This window comes from Dyella terrae, assembly GCF_022394535.1.
Taxonomy (GTDB): domain Bacteria; phylum Pseudomonadota; class Gammaproteobacteria; order Xanthomonadales; family Rhodanobacteraceae; genus Dyella.
In genome coordinates this window covers 4,971,897-4,987,158 of sequence record NZ_CP089414.1, presented here as the reverse complement: position 1 = coordinate 4,987,158, position 15,262 = coordinate 4,971,897, and the positions used below count along the sequence as shown (strand labels likewise).

The window sequence follows — 15,262 nt, the reverse complement described above, 5'->3', positions numbered from 1 at the left end:
TGTCAGCTACCACCAGGTCCGCTTGGTGCCGGTGAGTATGCGCAGCATCTCTCCGCGCGCGATGGGCATACGCCCGAGCGGGCCGAAAACGCGATCACGAATGCCGGCCAGCATGTCGCGATCCGATTGGAACAACGGCGTCAGGAAGCGGCTCAATCGCTGATAGATGCCGACATGCGTGCGGCGCTGCCGTCGATAGGCATCCAACCCCGGCGCGAGGTCATCGTGCTCTGCCAGTGCATCGGCAAGCGCCTGTGCGTCGAGCAATGCCATGTTCACGCCCTGCCCGAGCTGTGGGCTCATCGCGTGCGCAGCGTCGCCGATGAAAACGACGTTGTTCCATGTCGTCTGGTGCAGCACCACGTCGCGGTAGCGCGCGCGATGCAACTGGGTGGATGACTGGATGCCCTCGAGCAACGGCAGCGCCTCAGGCCAGAGTTCGCCGAGACGATGACGCATGCGTTGCAGCGCTTCGTCGTCGAAAGCATCGACTTGCGCGCCGGGCAGGCTGTAAAAAAACGTCAGCCACCGTGCGTCGGTATCGTCACGGCGCCCCACGGGCAGCAGGCCAATCATTTCCCGGGTTCCCGCGTAACGCTGGTGCAGTACGTCGTTATGCGGCCACTGCGTGGCCGGCAACAGGCACCACATAGCACCCCAGGGATAGAGCCCTTCGCGACGGACCACACCGGGCTGTCGGCGCAGCGCGGAGTGCGCGCCGTCCGCTGCCACGATCAGGTCGAACGGGCCGTATCGTTGGCCTTCGCCGTCGATCAGATAGCGACCATCATCCGACAGGCGATCGATTCGCGTGCCGCTGCGTATCGCACTGCGCCCTGCCCAAGCGCCATCGAGCAACGAGAACAAGGCCCCACGCGTCATGCCAAGCCCGAAGCAACCAGCAGCGTGCTCGGCGTAGCGCATGTCCATCACGGCGCGCCCTGCGAGGTTACAGCCGTACAAACGCTCGATCCGCTGACCGCTGGCCAGCGCCTGTTCGAGCAGGCCCAAGCGGGTAAGCACAGAGAGGCCTGTCGGTTGCAGCAAGAAACCCGCGCCGACGGGCCCGGGTGACGCTGCTTGCTCGAAGACGGTCAGGCGGTGCCCTGCGGCACCCAGCAACAGGCAGCTTGCCTGCCCGGCCACGCCATAGCCCACCACGGCGATATGCAGATTTCCTCGCATGACACTCCTTGTCCAGCCGGGTGCAACCCGGTGTCAGGCAACGGCATCATGCCGTGCTTCGCGGACGTTGGCGCGTGGGCCAACGTCCGCGTCATGCATCAGTGGTCGTGGCCGCCTTCGCCGTGCACGTGGCCGTGGGCGAGCTCTTCTTCGCTGGCCTGGCGCACGTCGGTGATTTCCACGTCAAAGTGCAGCGTCTGGCCGGCAAGCGGATGGTTGCCGTCGATGTGCACCGTGTCATTCTCGATCTTGGTCACGGTGACGTTGATCACGCCCTGCGGGCCGCGGCCCTGGAACTGCATGCCCGGCTGGATGTCTTCCACGCCCTGGAAGGCCTCGCGCGGCACTTCCTGCACAAGCTCAGCGTGATGCACGCCGTAGCCCTCTTCCGGCGCAACGTCGACCTTGAACTGGTCGCCGACCTGGCGGCCTTCCATCACCTTCTCCAGGCCCGGGACGATCTGGCCAACGCCCTGCAGGTAAACGAGCGGCTCGCGACCCTGCGAGCTGTCGAGCACCTGGCCGTTGTCGTCGGTCAGCGTGTAGTGGAAGGAAACGACGGAGTTCTTGGCGATCTGCATAGATGAATCTCAAATAGGCTCGAATAGGGAGGAAGCACCGGCAGGGGCCGGCACGAAGGAATAAGCGTAGCAGACCCCTGGCGACGTGGCCGACCAGGGGTGTTCTCAACGCCCCTGCCCATCCCTAGCCGAAAGCGCCCAGGATTGGCGATACTCCGCCCATGGCCCGACCGTATCGCCTGCTATGCCGTTGTACCGCCGCGCTTTTTGGCATGGCGCTGGTAATGCCTTCCGCAGCGGGACAAACGGCCTCCACCCCTGGCCCTACGACGTCCGCTCCCACCCGCGCCGCCACGGCGCCTTCGCTGACCGACCAGATCGACAACCTCATCGGCCAGCCCCGCTTTGCGGGCGCCGACTGGGGCATCGCCGTGATCTCCCTCAGCTCGGGCCGCACGATCTACAGCCATCACGCGGACCAGCTTTTCCAGCCGGCCTCCACCACCAAACTGTTTACGGCCGCGGTGGCACTCAGCGAGCTCGGTCCGGACTACCGCATTCCCACGCGTGTGTTCGCCGGTGGCGAGATCCACAACGGAAAGCTGGATGGTCCCCTGATCCTCTACGGCATGGGTGACCCCACGCTCGGCGTAGATGCAGCCACTCTGCACTGGGCCGACCAACTCGCCGAACAACTGGCCGCGCAAGGCCTTAAGCACGTGCACGGCGACCTGATCGCCGATGCCACCTACTTCGCCAGCCCCATGATGGGCAGCGGCTGGGAAGCTACCGACCTGCAAAGCTGGTTCGCCGTGCCGACGAGCGCGCTGAGCGTAGGCGAGAACCAGGTGGAAGTGACCGTCGCCCCCGGTGTTGGCGCAGGCGCGCCCGCGCTGTTGCACTTCGACCCCGACGACGCCATCCCCGCCGTAACCAACGACGTGCTCACCAGCGCCCAGCGCACGCGCAATGACGTGAATCTCTATCGCGCGCCGGGCGATGACACGCTGTATGCCTTCGGCAATATCGCGGCGAAATCGGCTGCGCAGAACTACAAACTCGCCCTGCCCGACCCCGCCCGGTTTGCGGGCCGGCAGTTGCAACAGGCACTGTTGCGTCATGGCATTCAGTTGGATGGCAAGCTGGTCGCGATGCACTGGCCGCGGCGCGATACCTTCCTGCCGAACCAGCCGCGCACCCTGGCCGAAGTGCTTTCGCCGCCGGTAAGCGACATCCTCGAGCGCGGCCTCAAGCGTTCGCAGAACCTCTATCTGCAGAACCTGCTGCTGCTCGCTGGCGTCAAGGCGCAGGCCGACACCGAACAGCGCGAAGGGAGCATGGGCTTCATCACCAGCGAGCGCTGGGGCATCCGTGCGATGCATCAGATGCTGGAGCAGATCGGCATCGCCCCTGCGGCCAGCTTGATCGAAGAAGGGTCAGGACTGTCGCGCCGGAATCTGGCGACGCCCAATGCGATGGCACGCCTGCTCGCCTTCCTCGCCAGCCAGCCCTATGGGCCCACACTGGCGCAGGCCCTGCCCATCGCCGGCATCGACGGCACCTTGCAGTGGCGCATGCGTAACACGCCAGCTGAGAACAACGTGCACGCCAAGACCGGCAGCATGAGCTTCGTGCATTGCCTCGCGGGTTACGTCACCAGCGGCAGCGGCGAGCGGCTGGCGTTCGCCATCATGCTCAACAATTACGATCCACCCAACGGCGCGCCAACTGCCACGAAGGACATCGACCAGATCGCCGAACTGCTCGCCGGCTCACGCAATGCGACGGGCTCGGCAACGATGCCCGTCGCGGCGACGCATCCTGCCAACTGAGTCGGCGACACCGGCGTTGAATGAGGTCAGAGCTTCCCTAAGTCCTTGCCGATCTTTTCCGGCGTATCGGTCGGCGCATAGCGCTTCACTACCTGCCCGTTGCTGTCGACAAGGAACTTGGTGAAGTTCCACTTGATCGACTCGCTGCCCAGGATGCCCTTGCCCTCGCTCTTGAGCCACTTGTAGAGCGGATGCGCGCCTTCGCCGTTCACGTCGATCTTTGCAAACAGGGGAAAGGTCACGTCATAGCTGGTCGAACAGAAGTTGCGGATCTCCGCTTCGTCACCCGGCTCCTGGTGGCCGAACTGGTCACAGGGAAACCCGAGCACCACCAGCCCCTTCTCGCGATCGGCGCGCCATAGCGCCTCCAGCCCCGTGTACTGCGGAGTGAAACCGCATTTGGAGGCCACGTTCACGATCAGCAACGTCTTGCCACGATACTCGGCGAGCGAATGCTCGTTGCCGTCGATATCGCGAGCGGAAAAGTCATAGACAGAGGTCATCGCAGCCATCCCAGTCGGTGAGACCGCCAGTCTCAGCCCCACGGATGCCCCGGGTGTCTTATGCTTGCCACCGGTCGGCGCCGCCCCTCGAGGCGCGCCCCTCCCCCGGTTCCCCCGAAGGTACCCCGTGATCAGATTCCATGAAGTGCACAAGTCCTACCGTGTCGACGGCCGGGACGTCCCTGCACTGCAACCCTTCAACCTAGACATCGCCGACGGCGAGGTCTTCGGCATCATCGGCCATTCGGGTGCGGGTAAATCGACGCTTATACGTCTGATCAACCTGCTCGAGCGCCCCAGCGGCGGCCGCATCCTGATCGATGACACCGACATGACGGCGTTGACCGAGACGCAGCTGCGCCAGAAGCGCCAACGCATCGGCATGATCTTCCAGCACTTCAACCTGCTGGCGTCGCAGACGGTGGCCGACAACGTGGCCTTTCCGCTGCGCCTGGCCGGGGAGCACGACGAGGCGGCAATCCGCCAGCGTGTGGACGAATTACTCGCCCGCGTGGGCCTGACCGCACATGCGAGCAAATACCCGTCGCAGCTTTCTGGCGGTCAGAAGCAGCGCGTGGGCATCGCCCGCGCATTGGCGAACCGGCCGTCGATCCTACTGTGCGACGAGGCCACCAGCGCGCTCGATCCGCAGACCACCGCCGCCGTGCTGGACCTGCTGGCCGAGATCAACCGCGAGCTCAAACTCACCATCGTGCTGATCACGCACGAAATGGACGTGGTGCGCCGCGTCTGCGATCGCGTGGCAGTGCTCGACGCTGGACGCATCGTGGAAACGGGCCCGGTGGCGGACGTGTTCCTCCACCCGAAGCACGCGACCACCCGCCGCTTCGTCAACGAGGCGTTGCCAGAAGAAGCCGCTGGCGAGCAGATGCCGTTCGCCCATGTGCCGGGCCGCATCCTGCGGCTGTCGTTCCGCGGTGAGGCCACCTGGACGCCAGCACTGGGCCGCGTGGCCCGCGAAACCGGCGTCGACTTCAACATCCTCGCCGGCCGCATCGACCGCATCAAAGACCTGCCGTACGGACAGCTCACGCTGGCCATGCAGGGCGAGCGCGTGGACGATGCATTGATCACTCTTCGCGAGGCCGGCATCGAGATCGAAGAAATCACCGTTTCGCCGGAGCACCACGCATGAGCGCCCCGCTGCTGCAAAACCTGTTTCCCAATATCGACGACTGGGGCGAGATCGGCCACGCCTGTATCGACACGCTGCTGATGCTGGGCGGATCGTTGTTGCTCACCGTGATACTTGGCCTGCCTTTGGGTGTGCTGCTGTATCTCACCGGCAAAGGCCAGCTGCGCGAGATGCCCAAGCTTTATGCCGTGCTGTCGCTGCTGGTGAACATCTTGCGTTCGATCCCCTTCATCATCCTGATGATCGTACTGATGCCGCTTACCTACGTGCTGGTCGGCACCAAACTGGGCATCCGCGGTGCGATTCCGCCGCTGGTGATCGGTGCCGCGCCGTTCTTCGCACGACTGGTGGAAACCGCCCTGCGGGAGGTACAGCGCGGTGTGATCGAGGCCAGTCAGGCCATGGGTGCCAGCATCTGGCAGATCGTGCGCCATGTGTTGCTGCCGGAGGCGCGAGGCGGCTTGATCGCAGGCACCACCGTCACTGCCATCGCCCTGGTGGGCTATACCGCCATGGGCGGTGCCATCGGCGCGGGCGGCCTGGGCGATCTGGCCTACCGCTACGGCTACCTGAGCTATAAGTCGGATTACATGGTGGTGACCGTGGTGCTGTTGATCGTGCTGGTGCAGCTGCTTCAGATGGCCGGCGACCGCATCGTGGCACGGTATACGCGGCACTGAGAGACAGAGAAAGGCCCGGCACACCGCCGGGCCTTTTTGCATCCGGCGGTATGGACGGCTATTCTGGTGCACCGCATCAAGTGCCTGCCCCATATGACAAAGTTGCATAAGCTCATAGCCATTTTCTCCGTGCTGCTCGCGCTGGCCGGCTGCTCTTCGTCCAATGGCAATGGCGACGCCGGCAGCCAGAAGCTGGTAGTGGCTGCCACGGCCGTGCCGCACGCGGAGATCCTCAAGCAGGTCAAGCCCATCCTGGCGAAGGAAGGCATCGACCTGGAGATCAAGGTGTTCGCCGACTACGTGCAGCCCAACACGCAGGTGCTGGAAAAGTCGGTCGATGCCAACTACTTCCAGACCAAGCCTTATCTCGACGCGTTCAACCGCGAGCGTGGCACCAACCTGACCATTGTGACGGGCGTGCACATCGAGCCGTTCGGCGCGTACTCGCGCAAGCTCAAGTCCATCGACCAGTTGCCTGACGGCGCCTCGGTGACCCTGCCCAACGACCCCAGCAACAACAGCCGCGCGCTGCTGCTGCTCGCCAAGCATGGTCTGATTACGCTGAAGGACCCGACCAACGAGATGTCCACACTGAAGGACATCACGGCCAACCCGAAGAACCTGAAGTTCCGCGAGCTGGAAGCCGCCATGCTGCCGCGCACGCTGGACGAAGTGGATCTCGCCCTGATCAACACCAATTACGCGCTCGCCGCCGGGCTCAACCCGACCAAGGACGCACTGTTGATCGAGGACAAGGATTCGCCCTACGTGAACTACCTGGTAGCCCGTCCGGACAACAAGGACGACCCGCGCATCCAGAAGCTCGCCAAGGCGTTGACCAGCCCCGAGATCAAGGCGTTTATCGAACAGAAGTATCAAGGCGCGGTGCTGCCGGCGTTCTAACTAAGAGCCGCTAATAAACCTACTGCGCGCCGGCAGGCGGGCGCTCGCTACGTTTTGTTAGCGACTCTAAAACGCTCTCGCGGCTTCCTACAGGGGCGCACCCGTGCGCCCCTGTTCTGTTTTCAGCAGGGCACGGCTTCGGGATCAACGGGAATCTCGAACACCTGCCGCAGATAGGCGACATAGGCGCTGTCGTCACACATGTTTTTACCGGGCGTGTCGCTGATCTTGGCCACCGGCTGACCGTTGCAGCGAACCATCTTGATGACGATCTGCAGCGGCTCCGGCCCCACGTCATTGGTCAGATTGGTACCCACACCGAAGGCCAGCTGGCAGCGTCCATGAAAGTGCTGGTACAGCCGCATCACCTTGGGAACGTCCAGGCCATCACTGAATACCAATACCTTGCTGCGCGGATCGACACGATTGGCGCGGTAATGCGCGAGCACGCGCTCACCCCACGCGAACGGATCACCCGAATCGTGGCGCGTGCCGTCGAACAACTTGCAGAAGTACATGTCGAAGTCGCGCAGGAAGGCGCTGAGTCCGTAGACGTCAGATAGCGCGATGCCCAGGTCACCGCGATATTCCCGTGCCCACGTCTCTAACGCTGCCACCTGCGAATCACGCAGCCGTGGCCCCAGCGCCTGGTGCGCCTGCAGGTATTCGTGTGCCAGCGTGCCCAGCGGCGTCAGGCCCAGCTTCCACGCCAGCCAGACGTTGCTCGTACCCGCCATTTGCCGACCCAGGCCCTCGCGCAAAGTAGTGGCCACTTCTTCGTGCCATGCGCGCGAGTAACGACGACGCGTGCCGTAGTCGGCAATCCGGCAATCCTGGAACCCTTCGGTATCGCGCAGCAGCGCAATTTTCTCGCGCAGCCGACGGCGCCCCTCGGACAAATCGAGCTGGGGTTGCGTGTTGCGGAAGTACACCTCGTTGACGATGGCCAGCAAGGGCACTTCGAACAGGATGGTGTGCAGCCACGGCCCGCGAATGCGTATCTCGATATCGCCGGGGCCGTCCTGCGCGGGAAAGATCTCCACGTATTTGGCGTTGAGCTGGAACAGCCCCAGGAAGTCGACGAAGTCGCTCTTGATGAAGCGCCAGCTGCGCAGGTAATCCAGTTCTTCCGGAGTGAAGCGCAGCGTGCACAAGTCTTGCAGCTCGCGACGGATCTCGTCGATGTAGGGAACCAGATCGATACCCGGGTTACGGCACTTGAACTTGTATTCGACCTGGGCGGCCGGATAGTGATGCAGCACAACCTGCATCATGGAGAACTTGTAGAGATCGGTGTCGAGCAGGGAGGTAACAATCATCGGTCGCTCACGCGCCACGGGGAGTAGCGCGATTATCCTCGCCCTGCATCGATCGCGGGGAGTTGCTCGTCAAACCGCAGGCAAATAAAAACCCCGGTAGCCAGGGGAGGGGCTAGCGGGGTTTGTCAGGCCTGGTCCAAAACAAAGAGGGGAAAAGGACCGACCCCTCAGTGGCACGATAAGGCTGCACCACTTCTTGTCGCCGTCACGGCGATACGAATTCTTAGTGTGGCCGGTGCGGACCGAGTTCAAGCGTCTTCATCGTTTCGTTCAGCTTTTGGCAAGCTGGCCGAGGCGCCTACAATCGTTAGATTCTTGGAAAGGGAATGCCATCCAATGATTCGCGCGCTTCGCCGCCTGTGTCTGCTTGCCCTGTGGCTCGCCCTGCCCCTGCACGCGGCCGACCTGGTCATTGACCTGGGGCACGGCACCAAGACCTACACGACGGCGCAACTGCTGGCGCGCAGTGACGCACGCGACGTGACCATTCCCGCCGACGTGGCATTCAAGCGCGCCATGCGCTACCGGGCGGTGCCGCTGAAGGCTTTGCTGGATGGCGCATCGCCGGGGGACACCCTGCAGTTCGTTGCCTCCGACGGTTTCGCCGCGCAGATTTCCGCCGCGCTGATCGTCCGCGCCCAGGGTTCGCAAGCCTGGCTGGCGGTTGAGGACCCCACCCACCCCTGGCCGACGCTGGACGAGATCAAGGGTGACGCCGGTCCGTTCTATGTGGTGTGGACCGATCCGGAAGCCATGAAGATCGGCCCGGAGCAATGGCCGTTCCAGTTGGCCAGCATCCGCCGCCAGCCGTCAGTGGCCGAACGCTTCCCGGCCATCCTGCCCGACCCAGCCCTGAAGGCCGACAGCCCCGTGCAGCGCGGTTTCGTGGTGTTCCAGCACACCTGCTTTGCCTGCCATACCCTCAACGGGCAGGGCGACGCCAAGCTGGGGCCGGACCTCAACATCCCGCACAGCCCAACGGAATACCTGCGCGAGGACCTGTTCCGCGCCTACATCCGCGACCCGCAAGCCCTGCGCCATTGGCCACAGGCGCGAATGCCGGGCTTCGACCGTAAGGCACTGTCCGACCAGGACCTGGACGACCTGCTCACCTACCTGCGCCACATGGCGGGACGGAAGGTCCAGCCCTAGGGCCGGGGATCAGGGCGGTGCCGCCGTAGGGCGGCTGGTGGAGTCCAGCCATTGCTGCAACGACTTCTGCCGCTGGGCATAAGGCTGACGCGCGAACTGCCGGACGCTGGCGTAGAACGCCGGCCACTGCCCTTCCGCATGGCGGAACAGGGCCAGGAACACAGGTGTCCAACGGTCATAGATACCAAACGGCAACAACCGGGCGTTGTTGATCGGCCCGTTAACCCAGGCGTCGTAGCGATGGTCGTTCGGCCAGTCGAGATCGCGCCACTGCACGTAGCGCACGCGAAAGTCATCGATCACTTGTTGCTTGCCAGTGGCCATAGCCTGCTCGCCCACACCGCTGGCGTAGAGCGTCTTCAGGCGGTCGCGCAGGTCCATCACTAGCCAGGTGAAGCCGTCGTCCATGGTCTTTTCGTGGTCGTCCTGCGGCGGCAGGCCGCGCGACTGTCGCCATTCGCGCAGGCCCTCCTCCTGCACGAAGCTGGCGAAGGATTCATTGAAGGCGCTGTCGTCCTTCACGTAGATCAGCTGGTGCGCTAGCTCGTGGAAGATGGTGCTGGCCAGCTCGTCGTCGTCCCAACGCATCATGCTGCTGAGGATGGGGTCGGAGAACCAACCCAGCGTGGAATAGGCCGGCACGCCGCCGACGTAGACATCATCGCCACTGGCCTCCAGCCTCGCCGCTTCGGCCTGGGCCTTCTGCTTGGCGAAGTACCCGCGATAGGCAACGCACCCGGCAAAGGGAAAGCAATGCTGCACCGGCGACACTGAGAACCGGGGCGCGGCGAAGACATTCCACACCACGTACGGCCGATCCAGCTTCACATAGCTGGTGTAGCTGCGGTTGTCCGGCAAGCCCAGGTGATCCGTAGCAAAACGCCGTGCCTCCTGCGACAGCGCCAGGCGCTGCCGGGTCGTGGCATCGGTGGAGGGATCACGCAGCACCTTGCTGACGTCGCGGCGATTCACCACCAACTCGCCCTGCCCCTTGGCCACGTGGGCGTAGTAATCAACCGTGCTGCAAGCAGAAAGCGCCAGGCCCATCATCAACGCGATGACGGGCCTGGGAATCCAGAGTATTCGTGATACGCGGCATGACAACCTCATGCCGCGATTGTGCTTGATCTCAGGCGTTCATGGTTCAGTGACCGTGACCGCTCCAGCCACCGTGGCCACCGCTCCAACCGCCATGGCCACCACCACGGTAATAACCGCCACCGCCGTGGTAATAACCGTGCCCGTAGTAACCGCCACGGTAATAGCCGCGACCGTAATAACCACCACCGTAGTAGCCGCCAATGCCGATGCTCACGGCAGGGGCATAGCAGCAGCCGTAGTAACCGTAGCTCGGGTAGTAATACGGCGAGGCGTAGTAACCGCCGCTATAGGTGACAGCCGAACCGTAGTAGGCATCACCGCCGCCAGTCGCAACCGGGCGAACATAGCTGTAACCCGGGTCGTAATAGCAACCAGATAGCGCCGCGGTGGCGACCGCCAAGGCGAGACCGGCAAGCACGCGTTTCATGACATAAGGCCTTCGGGGAAGACAGCTTCACTTTGAACCTACGCCGTTGAGTGCGCACTGAACGATTCCGACATGGCCGACAGCTAGGGCCTGTTAACACTATTCGCGTGGCCCGCGCTGGGAGCTTTTTGCCCGCCAGACAAGGAAGAACGATGGAGTGTACGTCCGTACACGACTGAGTGATGACGCGGTATGGCGGGCAAAAAGACCCAGCCCGAAGGGTTGCTTGTCCGTAACCAACCGGCGGCAGCGCGCGGCTTGACCTGGCAGCCAGCCAGGCCTGCGCCACGCACTGCCACCAGCCGGCTACGGACAAGCAACGCGGGCTACGCGAATAGTGTTAACAGGCCCTAGTTACCTGCCGGCCATACCGTGACCTGGCCGCGTTGGCCGGTTCAGTTATTGCCGCTGTGCTCAGGTGGTTGGCGGATGTGTCCGTACACCGCTTCGCTGGATACGCCAACGTTCCCTGCACCTGTCCCTTTGTTGCCGTTGCTTTCGGCGGGATGTTCGTCCGCGCCCGGCCACGTGGGGCCCTGCCGGACACGCTCTTGCTTCGCTTCGAGCAGGGCCTGGATTTGCGCCACCGCCTCCTGCGGCGAGATGTGCTTGCGCGCCGGACGCCGTGGACGCGTCTTGGCGGATACCGGTGTTGCGCGGCTCCGACCCGTCGCGCGCACCGTCTTTGCCGTCGCTTTCTTGGTTGCCGCCTTGCGAGGCGCAGCGCGTTTGGCCACCGCCTTTCGGGCGGTCTTCTTGACCGCCTTCTTCGCCGTCGCGGACTTGCGCACAGTCTTTCTGGCGGACGTCTTCTTGGCCGCTACCTTACGGGGCGCTGCGCGCTTCGTGGCTGTCTTGCGGGCCGTGGTCTTGCGCGCTGTCGTTTTCCGGGTAGCGGCCTTACGCGTCGCCGTCTTGCGTGTGGCGGTTTTCTTGACGGCTACTTTTTTCTTGGTGGCTACTTTGCGGGTGGCGGTCTTGCGGGTGGCCGATTTGCGTGCAGCGGTTTTGCGAACGGCGCCGCGAGTCGTGGCGGCTGCGCGCTTGCGGGTGGTGCTTTTCTTGGCAGTGGATTTGCGGGTTGCTGTTTTCTTGGCCGAGGATTTCTTCGCGGCCGGCTTGCGCGTCGTTGCCATGCGTCTTCACTCCTGCGGTAGTCGAGAAAGCCCGACGCCCCCAATCACGCCAGGCTAAACCGAGAAGTAACACCGCAAAGATGTATCAGGTGTGAGCAAAGCCGTGTTTTTCCTGCATCGGCAGTACGCTCAGAATCTCGGGCGCGAGAGTTCGGAGAGGAAATGCGAGAGCACTTCAGGCCGCACCAGCAGCGTAAACGCTATGCCGTACGCGGCACCCCACAGGTGCGCGCTGTGATTCACATTACCCTGCCCGCGACGATCCATGTAGATCGAATAGACCACGTAAAGCACTGCATAAATGATCGCCGGCATCGGAATCACGAACACGACAATGCGTGACCACGGTGCCAGCAGGATGAACGAGAACAGCACCGCCGACACCGCGCCCGATGCACCCAGGCTGCGGTAGCTCGGGTTATTCCTGTTGCTCAGATACGTCGGCAGTATCGAGACCACCAGCCCCAAAATGTAGAACAGCGCAAAGCCCATCATGCCCAGCCGCGCGGCGAAAAACCCTTCCATCTGGCGACCGAAGAAGAACAACGTGATCATGTTGAACAACAGGTGGCCGAAATCGGCATGCACCACGCCGTAGGTCACCAGGCGGTGATACTCGCGATTGCGCGTGATCGCCGGTGGCCAGAGGATCAGATCGTTCATCAGGCGGGCGTTGTTAAACGCCATGAAAGACACGATGGCGGTGATGGCGATGATGATCAGGGTGATCATGCGGTGTTCCGTATGAGGCTGAAGGCAGCGGCAAAGACCCTGCATCTTGGCGGCGCGGGGAACGCTTGTCGACTGTCGACATAGCTGAAAAGTCTAAGAGTCGCTAACAAAACGTAGCGAGCGGCCGCCAGGTGGGTGCGGGCGGCGCGCAGGAACCGGAGTGTACTTTTACGTACATGAGGATTCCGAGCACCGACCGCGCCCGCCTGGCGGTCGCGCAGTAGTTTTGTTGGCGACTCTAAGCGCAGCGCCACATTCCGCACTATTATCCCCGGCTTCCCGCGTCTCCCCACGCCCCAGGCCCCCTCCATGTCGATCCGTTACCTGCATCTGGACGTCTTTGCCGCCACGCCCGGGGGCGGCAACCACCTGGGCGTCGTCACCGACGCCACCGGCTGGAGCGACGCCCGCATGCAAGCCTTCGCCCGTTGGACCAACCTCGTCGAAACCACGTTCCTGCTGCCGCCCAGCCAGCCTGACGCCAGCTATCGCGTGCGTATCTTCACGCCACACAAGGAAATTCCCTTTGCTGGCCACCCGAGCATCGGCAGCGCGCACGCCGTGTTGCTGTGCGGACTGGCCCAGCCCGTGGATGGCCTGCTGTGGCAGGAATGCGGTGCCGGTGTGCTCCCCATTCGTGTGGAAGAAAACGGCGGCAAACAACAGTTACTGTTGAAATCACCCCATTCCACCGTAGAGAAAACCGGACGCGACGCGCATCCGCTGCTGGATGCAGCCCTGTCCGGCATCGGGCTGGGCGTGCTACCGCCCGCCTACGTGTCCGGTGGCCGCCACTGGTGGCTGGCCGAATGTGCAGACGAGGCCTCGCTGCGCCAATGGAAACCCGACCACGACGCCATCGGCGCACTGGCCAAGGCCACCGACAGCATGGGCCTGTGCGTCTTCGCGCGCAGCTCGCACCCGGACTACCAACTGGTGGTGCGTGCGCTGCCCGCTGGCGTCGGCCTGGTGGAAGACCCTGCCTCCGGCGCAGCCAACGGGCTGATCGCCGCCTACATCGCCCATGCCGAGCCTGAGGGTCCGCTGGCCCGCGGCTACGTCGTGAGCCAGGGCCGTGAGATCGGCCACGACGCCAGCCTCATCGCGCGTATCGACGGCGCCACCGTGTGGATCGGCGGCCATACCAACACCATCATCGATGGCTCGCTGCACTGGAGCGGTCGCGATTGAGCACGCGACCGCAAATATGGGTGGATGCCGACGCCTGCCCCATCCCGATCAAGGAAGTGCTGTTCCGTGCGGCGGAACGCGAGCAGGTCCACGTCACCCTGGTTGCCAACCAATGGCTGCGCACGCCGCCCTCACGCTTCGTGCGTGCCATCCAGGTACCCGGCGGCTTTGACGTGGCGGACAACGAGATCGTCGAGCGCGTCGTCGCCGGCGATCTGGTCGTCACACAAGACATTCCGCTCGCCTCCGCGGTGATCGCCAAGGGCGCGCTCGCCGTGCATCCGCGTGGCGAGCTCTACACGCCCGACACCATCGCGCAGCGGCTCTCCATGCGTAACTTCATGGACGAACTGCGCGGCGCAGGTGTGGATACCGGCGGCCCCGCGGCGTTCCATGCACGCGACAAACAGGCCTTTGCCAACCAGTTGGATCGTTGGCTGGTGCAGTTCCGGCAGGCGCGCTGAGCGCCTGCACGAAACCACGCCACGTTTTGTTCAGAGCTTCCGCTCGTCCAGATGCGCGCGACGCGCGGCGACCTGCGCCAGGATCGACCAGTCCACGTCCTCATCACCCGCTGATAGCGCTTCAAGCAGGCTGTCGCGTAACAGACCCGCCAGCGGTAGCGGCACGCGGGTGGCATCCGCAGCAGCCAATGCAAGGCCGATGTCCTTGTAGCCCAGCGGCAGCGCAAAGCCCGCTGGCGTATAACGCGACTCCGCGATGAGCTTGCCGTAACCCTGATAAGCCGGCGCAGCAAACAAGGTGCTGGTCATCACTTCCAGAAAATCCGCTGCGCTGACGCCGTGCGCACGCGTCAATGCGGACGCCTCGGCCATGCTTTCGATGGCCGCGCCAAGCATGAAGTTACCGGCAATCTTCACCACGTTCGCCCGCTCGGGCGCTTCGCCCAGCGGCCAGATGCGACTACCCATCGCTTCCAGCAACGGGCGCACGCGATCGATGACATGCGATTTTCCCGCCGCAAGGATATTCAGCTTGCCCGCGGCGGCCACATCCGGCCGGCCAAAGACCGGCGCAGCCACGTAGTCGATCTCACGAGCGGCGTGAGCCTCCGCCATCTCACGAGCCAGCGCCACCGAAATAGTGGCGTGGTTGACGTGTGCGGTGCCCTTGTCCATGCCATCCAACAGGCCACCGTCAAAGAACACGCTGCGCACGGCCTGATCATTGGCCAGCATGCTGAACAGCACATCACCCTGCGCTGCGCGATCCGCCGTCTTCACCACCTTCGCGCCCAGCGATGCGAGCGGCTCGGTCGGGCCCGGCGAGCGATTCCACACGGTCACCTCGTGCCCGGCCTTGATCAAGTTGCTCGCCATGGCACTGCCCATGGATCCGAGACCGATAAAACCTACCTTCATGCGACATCCTCCAAACAAAACAACAGGCGCAGTGGATCACGC

At 63.6% G+C, this 15,262-nt stretch carries 16 protein-coding genes and 1 other RNA gene; 7 read left to right on the top strand and 10 right to left on the bottom strand.

Annotated elements, in window-relative coordinates:
* Window positions 1-6: 6 nt before the first annotated feature.
* Entirely contained in the window at window positions 7-1,185 is a 1,179-nt protein-coding gene (locus DYST_RS22105; RefSeq protein WP_239948467.1) for an FAD-dependent oxidoreductase, read from the bottom strand.
* Between the two features lie 98 nt (window positions 1,186-1,283).
* Window positions 1,284-1,766 (bottom strand): FKBP-type peptidyl-prolyl cis-trans isomerase, encoded by a 483-nt coding sequence (locus tag DYST_RS22100; RefSeq protein ID WP_102303984.1) that lies wholly within the window; start codon window positions 1,764-1,766, stop codon window positions 1,284-1,286.
* A gap of 161 nt (window positions 1,767-1,927) precedes the next feature.
* Here DYST_RS22100 and dacB point away from each other — a divergent pair, with 161 nt between their 5' ends.
* A complete protein-coding gene (gene dacB, locus DYST_RS22095) occupies window positions 1,928-3,538 on the top strand; it encodes a D-alanyl-D-alanine carboxypeptidase/D-alanyl-D-alanine endopeptidase (protein ID WP_239948465.1) in 1,611 nt (536 codons plus the stop codon).
* Between the two features lie 26 nt (window positions 3,539-3,564).
* On the opposite strand, the gene DYST_RS22090 is transcribed toward dacB, so the two are convergent.
* The gene (locus tag DYST_RS22090; RefSeq protein WP_239948463.1) at window positions 3,565-4,041 is read right to left on the bottom strand and encodes a glutathione peroxidase; all 477 of its coding nucleotides are present in this window, start codon (window positions 4,039-4,041) and stop codon (window positions 3,565-3,567) included.
* A gap of 127 nt (window positions 4,042-4,168) precedes the next feature.
* Here DYST_RS22090 and DYST_RS22085 point away from each other — a divergent pair, with 127 nt between their 5' ends.
* The 3 genes from DYST_RS22085 to DYST_RS22075 all read left to right on the top strand — a co-directional run bounded on the left by DYST_RS22085 (window position 4,169) and on the right by DYST_RS22075 (window position 6,780).
* Window positions 4,169-5,197 (top strand): methionine ABC transporter ATP-binding protein, encoded by a 1,029-nt coding sequence (locus DYST_RS22085; RefSeq protein ID WP_102303981.1) that lies wholly within the window; start codon window positions 4,169-4,171, stop codon window positions 5,195-5,197.
* Window positions 5,194-5,877: a methionine ABC transporter permease gene (locus tag DYST_RS22080; RefSeq protein WP_102303980.1), complete on the top strand. Its 684-nt coding sequence runs from the start codon at window positions 5,194-5,196 to the stop codon at window positions 5,875-5,877. The genes DYST_RS22085 and DYST_RS22080 overlap by 4 nt, the downstream gene beginning before the upstream one ends.
* Window positions 5,878-5,970: 93 nt before the next feature.
* Window positions 5,971-6,780 carry a MetQ/NlpA family ABC transporter substrate-binding protein gene (locus tag DYST_RS22075; protein ID WP_199179015.1) on the top strand — a complete coding sequence of 270 codons (810 nt, stop codon included), beginning with the start codon at window positions 5,971-5,973 and terminating at the stop codon, window positions 6,778-6,780.
* 122 nt (window positions 6,781-6,902) lie between these two features.
* Here the strand turns inward: DYST_RS22075 and pncB are convergent, their stop codons facing one another.
* Window positions 6,903-8,099 (bottom strand): nicotinate phosphoribosyltransferase, encoded by a 1,197-nt coding sequence (pncB, locus tag DYST_RS22070; RefSeq protein ID WP_102303979.1) that lies wholly within the window; start codon window positions 8,097-8,099, stop codon window positions 6,903-6,905.
* A 336-nt stretch (window positions 8,100-8,435) separates the two neighbouring features.
* On the opposite strand from pncB, the gene DYST_RS22065 reads away from it, so the two are divergent.
* Window positions 8,436-9,251: a cytochrome c gene (locus DYST_RS22065; protein WP_239948461.1), complete on the top strand. Its 816-nt coding sequence runs from the start codon at window positions 8,436-8,438 to the stop codon at window positions 9,249-9,251.
* Between the two features lie 9 nt (window positions 9,252-9,260).
* On the opposite strand, the gene DYST_RS22060 is transcribed toward DYST_RS22065, so the two are convergent.
* From DYST_RS22060 to DYST_RS22040, 5 genes are all read right to left on the bottom strand, one after another.
* Window positions 9,261-10,298: an aminopeptidase gene (locus DYST_RS22060; RefSeq protein WP_239952174.1), complete on the bottom strand. Its 1,038-nt coding sequence runs from the start codon at window positions 10,296-10,298 to the stop codon at window positions 9,261-9,263.
* 97 nt (window positions 10,299-10,395) lie between these two features.
* A complete protein-coding gene (locus tag DYST_RS22055; RefSeq protein ID WP_102303977.1) occupies window positions 10,396-10,779 on the bottom strand; it encodes a hypothetical protein in 384 nt (127 codons plus the stop codon).
* Window positions 10,780-11,174: 395 nt separating this feature from the next.
* The gene (locus tag DYST_RS22050) at window positions 11,175-11,915 is read right to left on the bottom strand and encodes a histone H1-like repetitive region-containing protein (RefSeq protein WP_239948460.1); all 741 of its coding nucleotides are present in this window, start codon (window positions 11,913-11,915) and stop codon (window positions 11,175-11,177) included.
* Between the two features lie 129 nt (window positions 11,916-12,044).
* Window positions 12,045-12,647, bottom strand: coding sequence for a rhomboid family intramembrane serine protease (locus DYST_RS22045; RefSeq protein WP_239948458.1), 603 nt, complete (start codon window positions 12,645-12,647; stop codon window positions 12,045-12,047).
* Between the two features lie 101 nt (window positions 12,648-12,748).
* Window positions 12,749-12,825, bottom strand: a non-coding RNA gene (locus DYST_RS22040) — sX9 sRNA.
* A 131-nt stretch (window positions 12,826-12,956) separates the two neighbouring features.
* Between DYST_RS22040 and DYST_RS22035 the strand changes: the two genes are divergently transcribed.
* Together DYST_RS22035 and DYST_RS22030 are read left to right on the top strand one after the other, a co-directional pair.
* A complete protein-coding gene (locus tag DYST_RS22035; protein ID WP_239948456.1) occupies window positions 12,957-13,838 on the top strand; it encodes a PhzF family phenazine biosynthesis protein in 882 nt (293 codons plus the stop codon).
* Complete coding sequence (locus DYST_RS22030; RefSeq protein ID WP_239948455.1) at window positions 13,835-14,302, top strand: YaiI/YqxD family protein; 468 nt, start codon at window positions 13,835-13,837, stop codon at window positions 14,300-14,302. Before DYST_RS22035 ends, DYST_RS22030 begins: the two co-directional genes overlap by 4 nt.
* A gap of 30 nt (window positions 14,303-14,332) precedes the next feature.
* On the opposite strand, the gene DYST_RS22025 is transcribed toward DYST_RS22030, so the two are convergent.
* Window positions 14,333-15,220, bottom strand: a complete 888-nt coding sequence (locus tag DYST_RS22025) for an NAD(P)-dependent oxidoreductase (RefSeq protein ID WP_239948453.1) — start codon at window positions 15,218-15,220, stop codon at window positions 14,333-14,335.
* Window positions 15,221-15,262 lie beyond the last annotated feature (42 nt).